Source organism: Brevibacterium siliguriense (assembly GCF_900105315.1).
In the GTDB taxonomy this organism is placed as follows: domain Bacteria; phylum Actinomycetota; class Actinomycetes; order Actinomycetales; family Brevibacteriaceae; genus Brevibacterium; species Brevibacterium siliguriense.
Genome location: NZ_LT629766.1, coordinates 3,467,606 through 3,485,121, shown reverse-complemented (window position 1 = coordinate 3,485,121; position 17,516 = coordinate 3,467,606). Strand labels below are relative to the sequence as shown.

The window sequence follows — 17,516 nt, the reverse complement described above, 5'->3', positions numbered from 1 at the left end:
GTCGGCAGCAGCCGGCTCCCCGGACTCTTTCGTATCCGGCTCCGGCGATGGTGTTGAATAGCTGTATGAGCTCTGATGCAGGCGACTTCGATCACGGACTGATCTCCGAGGATCACCACTCCAAACACGAACTCCCCGGAGGTCTGTACCTGCGACGGGCGAGGACAGGCGATGTCAAAGGCATCGAAGCACTGGTCGCACCGCTGGCCGAGCAGCGCATCCTGCTCGCCAAGGACACGGTGACGTACTTCGAGTCGCTGCAGGAGTTCTGGCTGGTCGTCGACCCTCAGCCCGATGGGTCCGAGATCCTCGCCGGCTGCGGTGCCCTGCACATCATCTGGGCGGACCTCGCCGAGGCTCGCACTGTCGCCACTTCACCGGACTATCGGGGCAGGGGAGTGGGTAAGGCGATCATCAGACAGCTGGTCGCCGATGCCCGGGAGATCGGCGTCGACCGGGTGTTCTGCCTGACTTTCGAGACCGGGTTCTTCGGATCGCTGGGCTTCGAGCCGATCAAGGGCATCCCCGTCTCACCTGAGGTCTACGTCGAGCTGCTCCACTCCACCGATGAGGGTGTCGCAGAGTTCCTCGACCTGGCCCGGGTCAAACCGAATACCCTGGGCAACTCGCGGATGATCAAGTATCTCTGAGACAGATCCTTATCAGGGCGTCAGCGGTTCGGCAGTGCCAATCGGCCGTCGATCTTCTGAGCCAGCCCATCGGTGACGAGGTCCGTCATGAGTCGCGAGATCCTGTCCCGGTCGGCGCTGAGTTCACGCACGCGTGCCACCGCAGCGGCCGTCGATTCGGACAGAGAGTCGATGAGCGTGGGATCGAGCTCGGTCACCGAGGTGGTGAAGACGTCGAGGCTGACGCCGTGCCGGTCGTCCCCAGCGGCATGTGCGGCCTTGAGGACGTCCATGATCGCTCCGCGCAGCTGTCGATCAGTGCCTGCCCACTTCTGAGTCTTCGGTTTCGTCGCCGAGGCGGGTCTTCCCAACTGGTTCCACGTGCAGATGTCATGGAGCGGGCAGGCGGGACAGTCGGGATTGCGTGCCGTGCAGACAAGCGCCCCAAATTCCATGACTCCGGCGTTCCACTCCACATGCTTGACGTCGGGAACGAGGTTGGCAGCCCATGCGGTCTCTTCCCGGCCCGGTGAGGTGGTGGGGCGTTCTCTGCCTGCGAAGAGACGGACGAGGACCCGGCGCACATTCGTGTCGAGGACGGTCGCCTTTCGGCCGAAGGCGAAGGAGGAGACCGCGGCGGCGGTATAGGACCCGATGCCCGGCAGGCGCTCAAGTTCTTCGGTCGTCTCGGGAACTTGGTTGTCCAGGTCCGCGGCGATGACTTCGGCGGCGTCCTGCAGCCGAAGAGCCCGGCGCGGATAGCCCAAGCGGTCCCAGGCGTGGAGGACTTCGGCAGTCGGTGCGGCAGCGAGATCGGCCGGTGTCGGCCACTGATCCATCCAGGCACGCCACCGCGGTTCCACCCGGGAGACGGGGGTCTGCTGAGACATGATCTCACTGACGAGGATCGCCCAGGCGCTCGTGTCCGGATGCCTCCAGGGTAGGTCGCGGGCGGCCTCTTCGAACCAGGCGATGATGGTGTCCTGAACGCGTCGGAGCACCGGTTCGGCCACCTGGGGGAAGGTGGTCGAAGACTCGGAGGGATTCGATTCGGGACCGGCTCGGTGTGTCATTTGGATGCTCATTCGCTTCGGCCTAGGCTCAAAGCGATGACTCCTTCCAATCGTGATTCGCAGCCGAACAGAGCTGCCGGGCAGCCTCGCCAGTCTAGCGGGAAGCTGCCTGCTCACGTGTACCGCAGACGTCGCATCACACTCGGTGTGCTCAGCCTCGTCGTCGTGGGACTCCTGGTCCTCGGAATCGTCGGCATCGTCAAGGCCATCGGCGGTGGCAGCGAAGGATCGGACAAGGTCACAGCCGAGGAGACGACCCCGGCGGAAACGACGACAGCGGCACCGGTGCCGAACAAGAAGGCGGCGAGCGGAAAGTGCCCCGAGGAGAAGGTGTCGCTGAAGGCGAAGGTCGATCCGAAATCCGTGAAGGATGGGAAAGAGCCCGAATTCGGCATGGTCATCGAGAACCGACATGACGCCACGTGCCTCATCGAGGTCGGCACCGACAAACAGGAATTCATCGTTGAGAAGGGCGGTGACGTCGTGTGGTCGTCGGAATACTGCGCGGCTTCAAAAGACGAAAACGCTGAGGCCTCCACGGAGTTCGCACCCCAGTCGGAGAAGACCGCGAAGCTCAAGTGGAACCGGGTCAAGGTCGACTCGAACTGCAATCGTGAAGACGACGACTTCGCTCCCGGCGACTATGAGCTCATCGTAAAGCTCGACGACAAGAAGAGCGAACCGACGAAGTTCACGCTCGAGAAGAGCGCCGCCGAAAAGGCCGAGGAGAAGAAAGCCGACGAGGAGAAGGACTCGGGGGAGGAATCCGGCGAGAAGGATTCTTCGGACGAGCAGAAGTCAGAGGAGCCGCAGGACTGATTCGTCAGGCGCCGCGGTAGGACCCGACTCCCCACGAGTTTCCATCGTGGTCGCGGAAGTCGAATTCGCGGCCGCCGTAGTCCTGAGTCGCCACCGGTCGCACGATCGCATGGCCCATGTCGACGATCTCCTGGTAGAGCCGGTCGACTTCGCGTTCGGTGTCGACGACGACGTAGATCGAGCTGCCGCCCACCGAGTCGAGAGCCGATCCGTCGTTGCGGACCGAGCCGAACATGATTCCGCCAGTGTCGCCGAGCGCGAATTCGGCATGGTCGACGAGTGCAGGGTCCTGCTCGTTGCGCACGAGCAGTCTTTCGGTGAATCCGAGCGTGACCAGCAGTTCGATCGTCGCTGCTGCATCGGTGGTCCGGAATGCTGGAAAAACTGTCGTGGTCATGACTCCAGGATGCTCCAAAACCGTGCGAAAGTCCCGAACTTTCTCACTTCTGTTCCCGAAGAGCCTGTTTCGTCAGCATCGATTCGACTGCCCCGGCGATGTGTTCGCACTCCTCGACTTTCATCTTCTCCGGAGCCGCCACATTGGTCATCGCGCCTTTGGCCACGACGGCATGAGTGATGCCAAGCCTCTTTGCTTCGTTGAGGCGTTGGCCGAGGTTAGGGACGTTGCGGATCTCGCCGGACAGACTGACCTCGCCGATCGCGACGAGTTGGCGAGCCAATGGTTTGCCGAGCAGCGCCGAGGCCAGGGACATGCAGATCGCCAGGTCGCTGGCCGGCTCCGAGAGCTTCGCTCCACCGACCGTGGCTGTGAAGACGTCGCTCTTGGCGAGGTTCGCCTGTGAGACGTTCTGGCTGAGCACGGCCAGCATCATCGCCACCCGGGAGGAGTCGACTCCGGAGACGGACCGGCGGGACTGACCGCCGGCGGATTCGGTGATGAGCGATTGGACTTCGACGAGCAGCGGACGCTTGCCCTCCTGCGTCACCGTCAGGCACGTTCCGGGCGGGTTCGCACCGCTGCGGGAGAGGAAAAGGCCCGATGGATCCTCGAGGCTCTTGATGCCGTTCTCCTCCATATCGAAGCAGCCCACATCATCGGTGGGCCCGAAGCGGTTCTTCACCGCTCGCAGCATGCGCAGACGTGAATGCCTCTCACCTTCGAAAGTGCACACGACATCGACGAGGTGTTCGAGGAGGCGAGGACCGGCGATAGTGCCGTCCTTCGTGATGTGGCCGACGAGCACGGTCGGCAGAGACCGTGCCTTGGCCTCTCGGATGAGGGCGGAGGCGACTTCGCGGACCTGGGTGACTCCGCCGGGGATGCCTTCGACCTCGGAGGAGGCCAGCGTCTGGATCGAGTCGACGACGAGCAGCTCCGGCTGTTCGGCTTCGATCATTCCCAGCACCGATCCCAGATCGGTCTCGGCGGCAAGGAGCAGCGAGTCTGCCAAGGCGTTGATCCGTTCGGCGCGCAGCCGAACCTGTCCGGCGGATTCCTCACCGGTGACATAGAGGACCTTGACACCGAACATCGCGATCTTCGCGGCGACGTCGAGCAACAGCGTCGACTTGCCGACTCCGGGCTCTCCGGAGAGCAGGACGACGGCGCCGGGGACGATTCCACCGCCGAGCACCCGATCGAACTCGGGGACGAACGTCGACCTCGCCTGCGCAAGCGTCGAGTCGATCTCGCTGATCGGCTTCGCCGCGCTGGACTTCTTGACCTTCGTCTTCACCTTCGACGAGTTCGCACCCTTTTCCTCAAGAGTGCCCCAGGCCTGGCATTCGGGACAGCGCCCCAACCATTTGACCGTCGAATAGCCGCATTCCGAGCAGGTGAAAGACATACCGCAATTCTGGCACGGGCCACTGACATGGGAGTCCGGAGGAGCGACGGCAGACGCAAAGGGACGCCCGACGATGAGTTCGTCGGGCGCCCCTCGCGCACAGAGTGCGGGAGCTCGATCAGTCGAGCATGGTGAGGATTCGGGGACCATCCTCGGTGATGGCGATAGTGTTCTCCGAATGGGCACCATTCGAACCATCGGCCAGGCGCAGGGTCCAGCCGTCCTTGTCGACTGAGAGCTTCTTCGACGTGAAGGACCACCACGGCTCGATTGCCAGGGTCAGGCCGGGCTTGAGGACGAGCCCACGACCGCCCTTGCCGCGGTTGGGCACGTGCGGGTCCTCGTGCATCGTGTGGCCGAGGCCGTGTCCGCCGAAGTCGAGGTTGACGGGGATGCGGTGGGAATCGGCGACGTCGCCGATGGCCTTCGAGATATCGCCGAGGCGGTTGCCGGCTTGGGCGGCACCGATTCCGGCTTCGAGGCCGGCCCAGGTGGTGTCGATGAGGCGCTGGTCCTCTTCGCTGCCGTTGCCGACGATGGTGGAGCGGGCGGCGTCGGCAACCCAGCCGTCGATGGACACTGCGAAGTCGAGGGTGAGCAGGTCGCCGTCCTTCAGCACATAGCTGTGGGGTCTGCCGTGGAGGACGCCGTCGTTGACGGACAGGCAGATGACGTTGCGGAATGGGCCGGAGCCGAAGGATGGTGCGTAGTCCCAGTAGCAGGACTTCGCGCCGGCATCGTCGATGAGCTTCCGGGCGGTCTTCTCCAGGTGCATGATGTCCATGCCCGGTTCTGCGATCGAGGTCAGCTCAGCCAAGGTCTTCGCAATGAAACGGCCGGTCACCGCCATCTTGTCGATCTCGACGGGCGTCTTCAGCTCAATCACAGGGGTCTCCTTCGGTTTGTCCGGACTCAAAACCAACTTTAGTCGTTTGTTCTTGAGTCCGCCGCAGTCGAGGATAGGGTAGTGATCAAATTGACAGAGTTCCCAATTGGGTGACCTGCCCACGGAGCGGACATACAAGCGGGCTCGCTGCGAGAGCCCCGCGTCTGCTCCGGGAAGCTGCCTGCCGGGTCGGTCCAGTTTGATTCGGAACGCAGTGACGTCGGGCTGATATATGGCCAACCTCGACTGCTGTGTCGGATATCGGACGGCAGCCGACACGAACTCATGGACGTCCGGGACCGACGTTGCCTGGATCGTCTCGGATCGCACTCGAAGGAGAGAAGCGTGATGTCGACACCAGCCGAAGGCGCAGGTCTGCGTCCCGAGATCGAGCAGGCGTGGACGAGAGTCGCGCTCAGCGGCTTGGACCACGGAATGGAAGTCAAGGATCCGGTCATCACGGATATCGACGTTAAGAGCCGCCTGCGGCATGCCGCAGGCCCTGTCCTCGACGCACTGGCCAGCGACCTTTTGGACACTCGCTTTTCAGTTTTGCTGGCAGATCGTTCCGCGCGCATCGTCGACCGACGTGTCGGTGGCCGAGCCCCGGCCCAGACGCTCGAGCGGGTGAAAGCAGTCCCCGGCGCACAGTATGTTGAGAGCGTCAGCGGCACGAATTCGCTGGCCACGACCTTCGAGACCGGGCGACCTGTGTCAGTTTCGGGGACCGAACACTTCCTTGAAGCACTCCGGGTGTTCTCGTGTTTCGGGGCTCCCGTGATCCACCCCATCACCGGACGGATCGAAGGCGTTCTCGACATCACAGGTCCCGTCGAGCATGAAAACGATCTGCTCAAACCGTTCCTCCTGCGTGCGGTCACGGGCATCGCCGACCGGCTCCGCTGCGGGTCAAGGCTTTCAGATCAGCTCGTGTTCTCTGAGTTCCAGACGCGAACAGCCCGTTCGCACGCAGCTGTCGCTGCATTCGGTAATGATCTGGAATTGAGCAACTCACTGGCTAGGGACCTGTTGTGCGAAGAAGACATGGCACTCGTGCGAATGTTCGCCGCGGCTCCACAGTCCGGAAAGAGCGGTACCACGATGCTCACTCTGGCGTCGGGTGCCGAGGTTCGAGCTCGCATCGACGTTGTCACCGGCAGCGACCGAGGAGTGATCGTCGAACTCGAACTCGATGCGGATGCCGTTTCGCACTACCGATCCACCAGTCGGACCAGACGATTCGATGGCGCAATCCTGCCCCCGATGCCCGAGCAGACTGCGGAAGCGGTCACTCGAGTGCTGGTGTGCGGTGAACCGGGAACCGGGAAGACGACCAGAGCCAGGTCCATAGCTGCAGAACTGGCCGGTCTGGACAGTACCGACTCGCTGACGCATACCGCTTTCGACTACCTCGACTGCGCCGAGAAGTTCGCGGCCGAGCCGACGGACCCATCTGCCATAATCGAGCTGGCGAGGTGTTCCACCGGTGTCCTCGTCTTCGACAATGTCGACGTTCTCAACTCGGCAGTCGCGACACTCGTGCGACAGACGGTCAATGAGTTCTCCGGCCATGTCGTGCTCGTGTGCGACACGACGGCACAGGACAACCCGGAACTGCGGTCGCTGCGAGCAACTGTCACGAGATCTGAGACTCTCCCGGCACTGCGCGATCAACGGCTGCAGTTCGGGGCCATCATCAAAGATGCCGTCGTGAAGATCTCGAACCTCAATCGTAGACAGCCTCTGGACCACAGGGAGCCTCTGCAGAGTCTTCGGGTCGTTCCCAGCGCACTTGAGGTGCTCAGCCGGCAGGACTGGCCGGGCAATCTGGTCGAGCTGAACGCCGTACTCAATGCAGCCGCACGCGGTCGAAGCATCGGCGACATCACACTAGCCGATATTCCCCTCACCCATCGGTACCCCGAAGTCAGCGGACTCACCAGGCTGGAGCAAATTGAACGGAAGGCGATTCTCGAAGCACTCGCGGCAACCGACGGCAATCGGAAACAGGCGGCCGAAGACCTGGGACTCGGACGGACGACCCTCTATAAGCGCTTGCGTCGTTATCGCATCGAGAGCTGAGCTGCTCGTCCTCCTGTGTACGCCGGCGCTGTGAAGAAGTGTTCGCAATCCGAACACCTCATGGTGGGAGGTGCGCCATAGCGTTGAAGTGCAATGAGAAGACGCGGGGCCGACTGCCCCGCCATCGAGCAAGGAGGCCGAAATGCCAAGCGCACTCAATACCGAATACGCCAATATCATCAACGGCGAAAGACGACTCTCCGAGTCAACTGCCCCTGTGTTCGATCCCGCCACAGGGAAAGAGTTCACCCGGGTTCCTGTGGCCACTGGTGCCGACCTCGATGAGGCCGTCGCTGCTGCGCAGGCGGCGTTTCCGGCCTGGTCGTCGACTCCGCTTGCAGAGCGACAGTCGATCGTCTCGGCCATCGCGGATCGTCTCGAAGAACACGCGGACGAGATGATGGCTCTGCTCACCAAGGAACAGGGCAAACCGCGAGCGATGGCCGAGTGGGAGGTCCACGGCAGCATCGCGTGGTTCCGTGAGATCGCCAAGCAGGAGCTTCCGGAAGAGGTACTCGAAGATACGCCCGACAGGAAGGTCATTACTCGGCACACCCCGCTGGGCGTTGTCGGTGCGATCGTTCCCTGGAATTTTCCGATCTTGCTGGCGGTCTGGAAGATCGCCCCCGCGCTGGTCACCGGAAACTCGATCATCGTCAAGCCCTCTCCCTTCACACCTCTGTGTGATATGGCGCTCGTCGACATCGTGCAGGATCTGGTGCCGGCCGGAGTCTTCAGCGTCCTCAACGGCGATGATGACCTGGGCAAGCTGATGACTGCCCACCCGAAGATCGACAAGATCGCCTTCACAGGGAACACCGAGACCGGCAAGCATGTGATGGCATCAGCGGCGAAAACTCTCAAACGAGTGACACTGGAGCTGGGCGGCAACGATCCCGCGATCGTCCTGCCTGACGTCGACCCGAGCACGGTCGCACCGCAGATCTTCTGGGCTGCTTTCCAGAACAACGCTCAGTTCTGCAATGCTGCCAAGCGGATCTACATCCATGAGGACGTCTATGCTGACGTTCGCGACAGCCTTGTCGAATATGCGCGCACAGTGGTCGTCGGCCCGGGAACTGACCCCGAGTCTCAGCTGGGTCCAATCCAGAACCGGCCGCAGTTGGAGAAGGTAACTGAATACTTCGATGACTGCAGAGCCAAGGGATTCACCTTTGCGCTGGGCGGAGAGATCGACGTGACTGCTGAAGGTTGGTTCGTCCCGGTCACCCTCGTCGACAATCCACCGGAAGATTCGCGAATCATGGCCGAAGAGCCCTTCGGTCCGATTCTTCCTCTCGTCTCCTGGCGGGACGAAGCCGATGTTGTCCGACGGGCCAATCACTCCGACTGGGGGCTTGGCGCAACAGTCTGGGGCAATGACCTCGAAGCCGTCGAACGGATCGGCCGACAGCTAGACGCAGGGACCGTATGGCTCAACGAAGTCCACGAATACTCGCCTCACCAGGTCTTCGGCGGACACAAGCAATCCGGCATCGGTGCAGAGAACGGTCTGGCGGGACTCGCGGAGTACACCAACCACCAGACCATCACCCTCAACCGGACCGCCGAAAAGGTGGGCTGATGACCGTGCACTCGCGCCCACGAGTGAGTCTGGCGGAGTTGCTGCCCTACGCTGCACAGACCACTCCGGAGGCAATTGCCCTTATCACAGACGAAGGGTCGTTCACCTATAGCGAACTCGATGAAAAGTCGAATGCAGTCGCTTCGGCGCTGCTCGACCTTGGCCTCGAGCGCGGACAAGTGGTCTCTCTCTTCGGTCAGAACAGTATGCGCTGGCTGACGACGTATCACGGGATCCTCAAGGCCGGAGGCGTGGTCAACCCGATCAATGTGATGCTCAGTGGGCCGGAGCTGAGCTTCGTTCTCAGCGACTGCGCGGCCGTGGGCCTGTTCATCGGAGCCGCCGAAGCCGAGCGTATCCGATCGCACCTGTCCCAGACGGGTCTCGAATTCATGGTGACCTTGGACGCAGACTGGGATCGGCTGGTCGACGAGGCTTCGAATTTTGAGATCCCTGAGGTCGACAGGGGACCGACCGAACTCGGCAGTATCGGCTACACCTCGGGTACCACAGGTCATCCGAAGGGGGCGATGCAGAGCCTGCAGAGTGTACTCCTCAACTGCGCATATACCGCCACGATGCATGGCAAGGTCGCTTCGGACATCGTCTTCAGCGCTCTGCCTCTGGCCCATGTGTACGGCAATGTCGCGGTCAACGGCACTTTGTTGGCTGGCGGCACGGTGGTGCTCAAGGAGCGCTTCGATGCAGTCGATGTGCTGAAGACGATCGAGGCGGAGAAAATCACTGTCGTCGAAGGTGTGCCCGCTATGTATGCGATGATGCTTGCCCGCCACGAGGTGGAATCCACGGACTTCCGCAGTCTCAGAGTCTCCACCGTGGGAGGACAGACGTTCTCTCCGATCGTGATCGAGAAATGGGAGTCTCTGACTCACGCACCGCTTCTCGAATTATGGGGTATGACCGAAGTCTCGGGCCTGGGCACAACGCATTCGGCGTGTGCACCGTCAGCTCCGGGATCCATCGGCGTGTCTCTGCCGACCATGGATCTGGCAATCGTGCCCATGGACGGCTCAGCCTCGACAGTGCCGAACGGAGAGCCCGGGGAACTCGTCGTTCGTGGACCGCTGGTCATGCTCGGCTACTTCGGTAATCCCGAAGCCACGACCGAGACCATCGACTCCGAAGGCTGGCTTCACACCGGAGACGTCGCAACACTGGACGACACTGGGCATGTTCGCATCGTCGACCGGCTCAAGGATGTGATTTTCACGGGCGGCTACAACGTCTACCCCGCGGAAATCGAGCGGGTCATTGCCGAACACGAAGACGTGGCACTGGTCGCCGTGGGCCGGCAACCCGATGAGGTCAAAGGAGAGATCGCAGTTGCGCACATCATCCTGCGGGAAGGGGCGACGACAACGGTGGAGGACATCCTGAAATTCTGCGCCGACCGATTGGCCGCCTATAAGAGGCCTCGACGGGTGTACTTCCGGCAGTCCCTGCCGACTACATCCTCGGGCAAGATCATGCGACGCGAACTCGGCAATCCGATAGTAGGAGATGAACAGCAATGAAGGTACAAGCAGCAGTGGCAGTCGGACCAGACACGGACCTGGAGATCCGTGAGCTGGAGATCGACGAACCACATTCGAACGAAGTGCGCGTGCGCATGGTCGCCTCCGGCGTCTGCCATACGGATGCCATCGTCAGAGATCAGTGGTATCCGGTTCCGCTTCCGGCTGTTCTCGGACATGAAGGTGCAGGCGTGGTCGAGACGGTCGGGTCGGACGTCATCGGTCTCGAGCCCGGAGACAAGGTGGTGCTGGGCCCGGCGTTCTGCGGAGCGTGCACGATGTGCCTGTCAGGACACCCGATGTACTGTGCCGACTTCTTCGCCCGGAACTTCGCGGGGACCCGCCCGGACGGGTCGACGTCGCTGTCGGATGGAAGTGAGACCATCAGTTCCCACTTCTTCGGACAGTCCTCGTTCGCCTCCCACGCGAACGTCGCCGCGCACGGAGTGGTGAAGGTGCCGGCGGATGCTCCGCTGTCCCTGCTGGGGCCTCTGGGATGTGGAATCATGACCGGTTCCGGGGCAATGCTCAACGTCCTCCGACCCACTCCGGGATCCTCGGTTGCTATCTTCGGAAGCGGCGCCGTCGGGATGGCCGCTTTGCTGGCGGCCCGGGCGGCCGGAGCATCGACGGTGATCATGGTCGATGTGCTCGACAGCCGTCTGGAGTTCGCCACGAGCCTCGGTGCCACGCACACGGTGAATTCCACGACGACTGAGCCGGTGGCTGCTGTTCGGGAGATCACCGGTGGGGGAGCCGAATTTGCGCTGGACACCACGGGGATTCCGGCAGTGTTCCGGCAGATGACGGACTCCTTGAAGACATTGGGCCACGGCGCCTTGGTGGGAGCTGCGAAGCTGGGCACCGAGGCGACGATCGATGTTGGCACTCGACTGACCAGCGGAATGACGATCAGCATGGTCTGTGAAGGCGACGCCGTTCCGCAGGAGTTCATCCCTCGTCTGATCGCGCTTCACGAAGAGGGGAGCTTCCCCTTCGACGAACTCATCAAGACCTACGACTTCTCCGATATCAACCGAGCATTCGCCGATTCGGCGACGGGTGCGACACTCAAACCGATCATCGAATTCTGAGCATGAGACGCCGTCGGCCGGAGAGCTAGTGATCTCCGGCCGACCGGTTCGCCGATCAGTTCTTCCTCAGTTTCGGCGTTTGCACGCACCTGTCTGATCGTTCGAAGTCCCGCAGCATCGGTCGCCCGGTGTGCCCATAAACGCAGAAAGCGGGTGTCGACCGATGGTAGACGCTCGAAATCCGAACTATCTGGGCAGCGCAACGGAACTCACATCAGCTGTCGATGCGTTGACTGCGACTTGATGACGAACCAGCAGATCGGCCCGACGACCGGCAGCAGCAGGACGACGCCAGACCACATCACATCGTAGGCAACGGGCAACAGTGGATTCTCACTCATGCCACCAGACTACTTTGTTTCGTCGCGCTCGTCCGGTTTGCTCAGTCAACGCGAAACTCGAAATAGTCGTCACTGGCGACGACTATTTCGAGTTTCGCGTTGACTGAGGACCTCCGCCCGCTTGCCGAACCCCTGCTCCTCAGAGGAACTCGACTCCCTGCGCCAGCGGCAGCTCGTCGGAGTAGTTGATCGTATTCGTGGCCGGGCGCATATAGGCCTTCCACGAATCCGAACCCGACTCCCGTCCGCCGCCGGTCTCCTTCTCGCCACCGAAGGCGCCGCCGATCTCCGCTCCGGAGGTTCCGATGTTGACGTTGGCGATTCCGCAGTCGGAGCGGGACAGGAACTTCTCGGACTCGGCGAGTTCAGCTGTGAAGATCGCCGAGGAAAGACCCTGCGGCACACCATTGTGGATCTCGAGTGCCTCGTCGAGATCGGAGTACGTGACGACGTAGAGGATCGGAGCGAACGTTTCTTCCCTTACCACCGCGGTCTGGCTGGGCATCCGCACCACGGCTGGCTCGACATAGTGAGCGTCCGGACGTTCATCGGCGAGCACCCGATTGCCTCCGCACAGGATTTCGCCTCCTTCCGCCTCGGCCTGTTTGAGGGCGGCCTGCATAGCATCGAACGACCCCGAGTTGATAAGTGGTCCCACGAGCACCCCGTCCTCGGTGGGCGAGCCGATGCTCAGCGTCTTGTACGCAGCGACGACGTTGTCGACGAACTCATCGGCGATGGACTCATGCACGATGAGCCGCCGCAGGGTTGTGCACCTCTGACCGGCGGTGCCGGCGGCCGCGAAGACCACACCGCGCAATGCCAGATCGATATCGGCGCTCGGGGCGACGATGGCGGCGTTGTTGCCGCCGAGCTCGAGCAGGATCTTGCCGAAGCGCTCGGCCACGACGGGTCCGACCTCGCGGCCCATCCTCACCGATCCCGTCGCCGAGACCAAGGCCACCCGATCATCGCGGACCATGGCATCGCCGATGTCTCGACCGCCGATGAGGACGGGTGCGAGGCTCCCCGGTGCCCCCACCTCGGTGGCGGCCCGGGCAAGCAGGGACTGTGCCCCGAGGGCTGCGAGCACTGCGTTCTCCGATGGCTTCCACACGACAGCGTCACCGGCCACCAAGGCCAACGCCGTGTTCCAGGAGTACACGGCCACGGGGAAATTGAATGCGGAGATGACCCCGACGACGCCGAGGGGGTGCCACGTCTCCATGAGCCGGTGACCCGGTCGCTCGCTGGGCATGGTCTTGCCCCACAGCTGCCGGGACTGACCGAGCGCGAACTCGCAGATATCGATCATCTCCTGCACTTCACCGGCCGCCTCGGAGGGGGTCTTGCCGGCTTCGACGGTGATGATCTTCGCGAGGTCCTCCTTGTGTTCGCCGAGCAGCTGTCCCCACCGCTGCACCAGCTGGCCGCGGACGGGAGCGGGCACATCCCGCCAGGTCTCGAACGCAGTCTGGGCTGCGGCGATCTTGTCCGCCGCTGTCTGCGCGGTGTCCGCGGCGATCGTGCCGAGGACCTGTCCCGTGATGGGGGAGCGGGCCGGAAGGCTCGCCGAGGCGGCCGATCCCTCAAGCACGGATGCGTCTACTCCGCAGGCGCTCAGTCCTGAGGTGAGGAGGTCGGTGATGGTCTGGTCGGTGGGAAGTGCGGTCATTGCTGTCCTTTCGTCATCTGCTGAGTCGACCGGCTGCTCGGCTGGTCGGAGGTGAGTGGTCGTTTCCGCGGAGTTCGGGTGGGGTGGAGGGGGCGAGGACTCAGACCACGTTGAGCTCCTTCCGCAGTCCGGTGGTGGTGAAACGTCGTTTGTCCATGGGGGTCACGTCGACGAAGGGGGTGCGCCCAGTCATGAGGTCGGCGACGACCTCCCCGACGGCCGGGCCCATGAGGAAGCCGTGGCCGGAGAACCCGCAGGCGTAGAAGAATCCCGGCACCTCCTCGGCCTCACCGATGAGGGCGTTGTGGTCGGGCGTCATCTCATACAGTCCCGCCCACCCGTGTTTCGCTTCGACATCGCCGAGGTCCGGGGTGCGAGCCCCGATGTGCTCGGCCAGGGTGGCCAGCCAGTTCGGGTCGCGTTTGTCGTTGAAGGACCAGTCATCGACCTCATCGGGGCAGCCGAACAGCAGCCCGGCCCCTTCCGGGTGGACGTAGTAGCTGGTGGAGAAGTCGATCGTGAAGGGCATCCGCGAGGTGTCGAAATCGACGGGTTCGGAGACCATGATCTCCCGCCGCAGGGGCTTCACGGGCAGGTCGACCCCAGCCATGTCGCCGATGGGTCCGGACCAGGCTCCTGCCGCGACGACGACCTGTTCGCAGCTGATCGTGCCCTGATTCGTGATCACCGAGGTGACCTTGCGGCCCGATCCGCTGTCGGTGTCGAATCCGCTGACCTCGCAGTGCTTGATCACCTTGACTCCGCGCTCGCGGGCGGCGGTGACGAATCCTGCGACGACGGCCTCGGGTGTGCAGTGACCGTCGCCGGGGTTGAATGCCCCGGCCACCAGCCCGTCGGTGTTGACGAACGGGGCCAGCTCGGCCACCTCGGCGACGGTGAGCATCCGCGAATCCAGACCCATCCGCTGTTGCAGGGTCACATTCTCGGCGAAGGTCTGGGTGCACTCCTCGGAGTCGAGGAGGAACAGGTAGCCGTTGCTGACGAGATCGATGTCGACACCGAAATCGGCTTCGAATTTCCGCAGCACCTCTAGCCCGCGGGCGGCCAAGGCGATGTTGACCTCGTCGGAGAATTGGCAGCGCACTCCTCCGGCGGCCTTCGACGTCGATCCGGCTCCGGGGTGTCGCGTTCGACGATGACGATGCCCTCGACTCCGCGTTCAGCAAGGTGGTAGGCGATGGCCGCTCCCATGACGCCGGCGCCGATGATGACGACCGAGGCTTCGGCGGGCAGGGCCCTGGTCGTGTCGGGGACCCCGTCGGTATTGGGGGCGGTGGTTGATGCGGTGGGGGATTCCACGGTTCACCTCGCTGTCTGCTGCCGGGGCGACCGTCGTTGGTCGCCCCGGGAACGGAGAGTGCCGACGGCGATGTCGGCGTTTGTGTCTTGACCTCATTGTGGTTGCCATCACACTTAAGGACAAGGGAGAGTTTGTGAACACTGTGTTCAAGAAACCTAAAGACTGAGGAGGGGTGCCATGACATGGACGCTCGGGCAGCTGCGCACTTTCGTGGCCGTGGCCGAACTCGGGTCGATGACGCGGGCGGCCGATCACCTCGGCTACAGCGTCGGTGCCGTGTCTCAGCACATGGCCGCGCTGAGCAGGGTCGTCGGTTCGGATCTGTTCCGCAGACGCGGTCGCGGGCTCGTCCTCGCCGAAGCCGGGCGAACTCTGCTGCCTAGGGCGCGGAACATCCTCGCCGCGCAGCAGCAGGCGGAGATGGCGATGCTCGGTCGGGACTTCCGCAGCGAAGCAATCGTCACCCTCGGTGTCTTCGGATCGGCTTCGACGACGGCGCTGCCGAAGGTGGTGCGGGGACTGGCCGAGCGCCATCCGCATATCGAAGTCCGGGCGCGCGAGATCAACGTCGAGACCATGTCGGCAGCCGTCATCGACGGAGTGATCGACCTGGGCATCGGTATCAACTATCCGGCTGCGCCGCTGCCGCCGATGCGCGGCCTGCGTTGGGAGGCTGTGGCGGCGGAGGACTTCGGCATCGTCGTCCCCGCGGGGACGTCCCGACCCGATGAGGCCGATCTGGCCGAGGCCGACTGGATACTCCCGCCGGCCGAGGAGCTCTTCGGCCGTGCAATGCGGTTGGCCACCTCGGCGCTGGGAATCAACGCGAAGGAGACCCATATCGTCACGGACACCGCGGTCGCGTTGACGCTCGCCGGAACGGGGCTCGGCCTGACCCTGGCGACTCCGATCATGATGTCGTTGGGCGGGCCCGATATCGAACTCCACCCCGTCACTGAGGCGGGCGGACGCGAGATCATCGTGCTGACCTCACCGGACCCCAGCGATCCGGTCCGAGCCGTCGCCGAGGTGGTCGCCGAGGTCTTCGCTTGAGGTTTCGGCCTAGGATGAGGGCATGAGCTTCGACCATCAGTGGAACAAGGTACGCAGAGCCAACCCTGACCATTCGGCGAACTATGCGCAGCGGTGGCGCGATCTCGTGGCCGCCGGGCATGACATCGGCGGTGAGGCCCGGTTCGTCAACGCCATGGCTCCGCGGGGTTCGCGGATCCTCGACGCAGGCTGCGGAACCGGACGGGCCGGCGGGCTGCTCATCGGCGAAGGGCACACCGTCTTCGGTGTCGACCTCGACGAATTCCTCATCTCCGTCGCCGAGGAGGACTTCCCCAGCGGTGAATGGCACACCGGCGACCTCGCCGACTTCGATTTCGCCGGCGCCGGGATCACCGAGATCGACGTGGCCTTCTGCGCCGGAAACGTCCTGTCCTTCCTCGACCCTGCCTCCCGTCGGCAGACCTTGGGCAACATCAAATCGACGCTCAAGCACGGCGGCCGGTTCGTGTCCGGCTTCGGAGCCGGGCGCGGCTACGACTTCGACGACTTCATCGAAGACGTCAAGGCCACCGGGATGTTCGTCGACCAGAAGTTCTCCACCTGGGAACTGCGCCCGTTCGCGCCCGACAGCGACTTCCTCGTCCTCATCGCCGAAAGGCTGTGAGCCGGTCGATTCGGGCGCCCGAGCGAACTAGGCTGAAGTCGAACCATTCACAAAACAGCTGAAGGAGAGACCACCATGATCTTCATCGTCGTGAAGTATGACGTGAAACCCGAAAGCGTCGAGAAGTTCCCCGAAGCCGTTCGGGCCTTCACCGAGGCGACCCGCGCCGAACCCGGCAATCTCTTCTTCGAATGGTCGAAGAGCCTGGAGAACCCGAACGAGTTCGTGCTCGTCGAGGCATTCACCGACGAAGGAGCAGAACCGCACGTCACCAGCGACCACTTCGCCGCCGGCCTCGAAGCCATGCGCCCGCATCTGGTCTCGACTCCGAAGATCGTCTCCCGCAAGATCGACGGTGAAGGCTGGGACGAGATGGGCGAACTCAAGATCGACTGATCGCCTTACTAGCCTTCAACACGGACCGATTGGGCGAATAGACTTCTGCCATGGCGACCAAAGCGCAGAACATCGCATCGATCGAGAAGGCCCTCGGCGAACCATGGGCCGATACCCGTGCTCGCCTTGAGGCGGCCGGGGGAGCGTCGGCGAGTCACAAAGAACTCGCCGACGCTCTCTATCCCCAGTTCGACGGCAGTGTCGACAACCACGGCTGGTGGGTCCAAGGCGCAGTCGTCGCCTATGAGCAGGAGATCGGACGTCGCGTGCCCGGTCAGCGCGCCGATGGGACCTTCGACGTAGCCGTGTCCCGCACGATCCCGGGGGATCGTTCCGAACTCATCGAAAAGTTCGCCTCGCTAGTCGGCGATACCCTCAACGAGGTGGCCCTCGACGGTGATCCCCGCCCCTCGGAGACGGCGAAGCGCTCCTTCTGGCGGGCAAACCTCGAAGGCGGCATCAAGGTCGAAGCCGCCGCCGAAACCAAAAGCGAAGACAAGAGCCTCTTCGTCCTCACCACGTCCAAGCTGCCCAGCCCCGAAGCTCTCGAGGAGTGGCGGGCCTTCGGCAAGGACCTCCTCAAACAACTCTGAC

Annotated in this window: 16 protein-coding genes and 1 pseudogene; 10 read left to right on the top strand and 7 right to left on the bottom strand. The window is 63.1% G+C overall.

What is annotated here, in order from left to right; translation table 11 throughout:
- The first annotated feature begins 65 nt into the window (after window positions 1–65).
- Window positions 66–650, top strand: a complete 585-nt coding sequence (locus tag BLU88_RS15665; RefSeq protein ID WP_092015967.1) for an amino-acid N-acetyltransferase — start codon at window positions 66–68, stop codon at window positions 648–650.
- 20 nt (window positions 651–670) lie between these two features.
- On the opposite strand, the gene BLU88_RS15660 is transcribed toward BLU88_RS15665, so the two are convergent.
- Window positions 671–1,702, bottom strand: coding sequence for an HhH-GPD family protein (locus BLU88_RS15660; protein ID WP_092015964.1), 1,032 nt, complete (start codon window positions 1,700–1,702; stop codon window positions 671–673).
- A gap of 36 nt (window positions 1,703–1,738) precedes the next feature.
- On the opposite strand from BLU88_RS15660, the gene BLU88_RS15655 reads away from it, so the two are divergent.
- Entirely contained in the window at window positions 1,739–2,521 is a 783-nt protein-coding gene (locus tag BLU88_RS15655) for a hypothetical protein (RefSeq protein WP_231939461.1), read from the top strand.
- Window positions 2,522–2,525: 4 nt separating this feature from the next.
- Here BLU88_RS15655 and BLU88_RS15650 read toward each other — a convergent pair whose 3' ends face one another.
- The 3 genes from BLU88_RS15650 to map all read right to left on the bottom strand — a co-directional run bounded on the left by BLU88_RS15650 (window position 2,526) and on the right by map (window position 5,215).
- Window positions 2,526–2,918, bottom strand: a complete 393-nt coding sequence (locus tag BLU88_RS15650; protein WP_092015958.1) for a VOC family protein — start codon at window positions 2,916–2,918, stop codon at window positions 2,526–2,528.
- 43 nt (window positions 2,919–2,961) lie between these two features.
- Entirely contained in the window at window positions 2,962–4,329 is a 1,368-nt protein-coding gene (gene radA, locus BLU88_RS15645) for a DNA repair protein RadA (protein WP_092015955.1), read from the bottom strand.
- Window positions 4,330–4,447: 118 nt separating this feature from the next.
- Entirely contained in the window at window positions 4,448–5,215 is a 768-nt protein-coding gene (gene map / locus BLU88_RS15640) for a type I methionyl aminopeptidase (RefSeq protein ID WP_092015952.1), read from the bottom strand.
- 348 nt (window positions 5,216–5,563) lie between these two features.
- Here map and BLU88_RS15635 point away from each other — a divergent pair, with 348 nt between their 5' ends.
- The 4 genes from BLU88_RS15635 (at window position 5,564) to BLU88_RS15620 (ending at window position 11,511) form a co-directional block, all read left to right on the top strand.
- Window positions 5,564–7,297, top strand: a complete 1,734-nt coding sequence (locus tag BLU88_RS15635) for a sigma-54-dependent Fis family transcriptional regulator (protein ID WP_167356902.1) — start codon at window positions 5,564–5,566, stop codon at window positions 7,295–7,297.
- A gap of 142 nt (window positions 7,298–7,439) precedes the next feature.
- Window positions 7,440–8,882 (top strand): aldehyde dehydrogenase family protein, encoded by a 1,443-nt coding sequence (locus tag BLU88_RS15630; RefSeq protein WP_092015946.1) that lies wholly within the window; start codon window positions 7,440–7,442, stop codon window positions 8,880–8,882.
- A complete protein-coding gene (locus BLU88_RS15625) occupies window positions 8,882–10,417 on the top strand; it encodes a class I adenylate-forming enzyme family protein (RefSeq protein WP_092015942.1) in 1,536 nt (511 codons plus the stop codon). The genes BLU88_RS15630 and BLU88_RS15625 overlap by 1 nt, the downstream gene beginning before the upstream one ends.
- Window positions 10,414–11,511: an NAD(P)-dependent alcohol dehydrogenase gene (locus tag BLU88_RS15620; protein WP_092015939.1), complete on the top strand. Its 1,098-nt coding sequence runs from the start codon at window positions 10,414–10,416 to the stop codon at window positions 11,509–11,511. The genes BLU88_RS15625 and BLU88_RS15620 overlap by 4 nt, the downstream gene beginning before the upstream one ends.
- A gap of 209 nt (window positions 11,512–11,720) precedes the next feature.
- Here BLU88_RS15620 and BLU88_RS18970 read toward each other — a convergent pair whose 3' ends face one another.
- The 3 genes and pseudogenes from BLU88_RS18970 to BLU88_RS15610 all read right to left on the bottom strand — a co-directional run bounded on the left by BLU88_RS18970 (window position 11,721) and on the right by BLU88_RS15610 (window position 14,739).
- The gene (locus BLU88_RS18970) at window positions 11,721–11,852 is read right to left on the bottom strand and encodes a hypothetical protein (protein ID WP_157689163.1); all 132 of its coding nucleotides are present in this window, start codon (window positions 11,850–11,852) and stop codon (window positions 11,721–11,723) included.
- Between the two features lie 139 nt (window positions 11,853–11,991).
- On the bottom strand, window positions 11,992–13,527 hold the full coding sequence (gene amaB, locus BLU88_RS15615) for an L-piperidine-6-carboxylate dehydrogenase (protein ID WP_092015936.1): 1,536 nt from the start codon (window positions 13,525–13,527) through the stop codon (window positions 11,992–11,994).
- A gap of 100 nt (window positions 13,528–13,627) precedes the next feature.
- A pseudogene (locus BLU88_RS15610) lies at window positions 13,628–14,739 on the bottom strand (NAD(P)/FAD-dependent oxidoreductase).
- Window positions 14,740–15,025: 286 nt separating this feature from the next.
- Between BLU88_RS15610 and BLU88_RS15605 the strand changes: the two are divergent.
- From BLU88_RS15605 to BLU88_RS15590, 4 genes are all read left to right on the top strand, one after another.
- Entirely contained in the window at window positions 15,026–15,901 is an 876-nt protein-coding gene (locus BLU88_RS15605; RefSeq protein ID WP_092015933.1) for a LysR family transcriptional regulator, read from the top strand.
- Between the two features lie 22 nt (window positions 15,902–15,923).
- The gene (locus BLU88_RS15600) at window positions 15,924–16,526 is read left to right on the top strand and encodes a class I SAM-dependent methyltransferase (protein ID WP_092015930.1); all 603 of its coding nucleotides are present in this window, start codon (window positions 15,924–15,926) and stop codon (window positions 16,524–16,526) included.
- A 75-nt stretch (window positions 16,527–16,601) separates the two neighbouring features.
- Window positions 16,602–16,922 carry a putative quinol monooxygenase gene (locus tag BLU88_RS15595; protein WP_092015927.1) on the top strand — a complete coding sequence of 107 codons (321 nt, stop codon included), beginning with the start codon at window positions 16,602–16,604 and terminating at the stop codon, window positions 16,920–16,922.
- A 50-nt stretch (window positions 16,923–16,972) separates the two neighbouring features.
- Window positions 16,973–17,515 (top strand): hypothetical protein, encoded by a 543-nt coding sequence (locus BLU88_RS15590; protein WP_092015924.1) that lies wholly within the window; start codon window positions 16,973–16,975, stop codon window positions 17,513–17,515.
- Window position 17,516 lies beyond the last annotated feature (1 nt).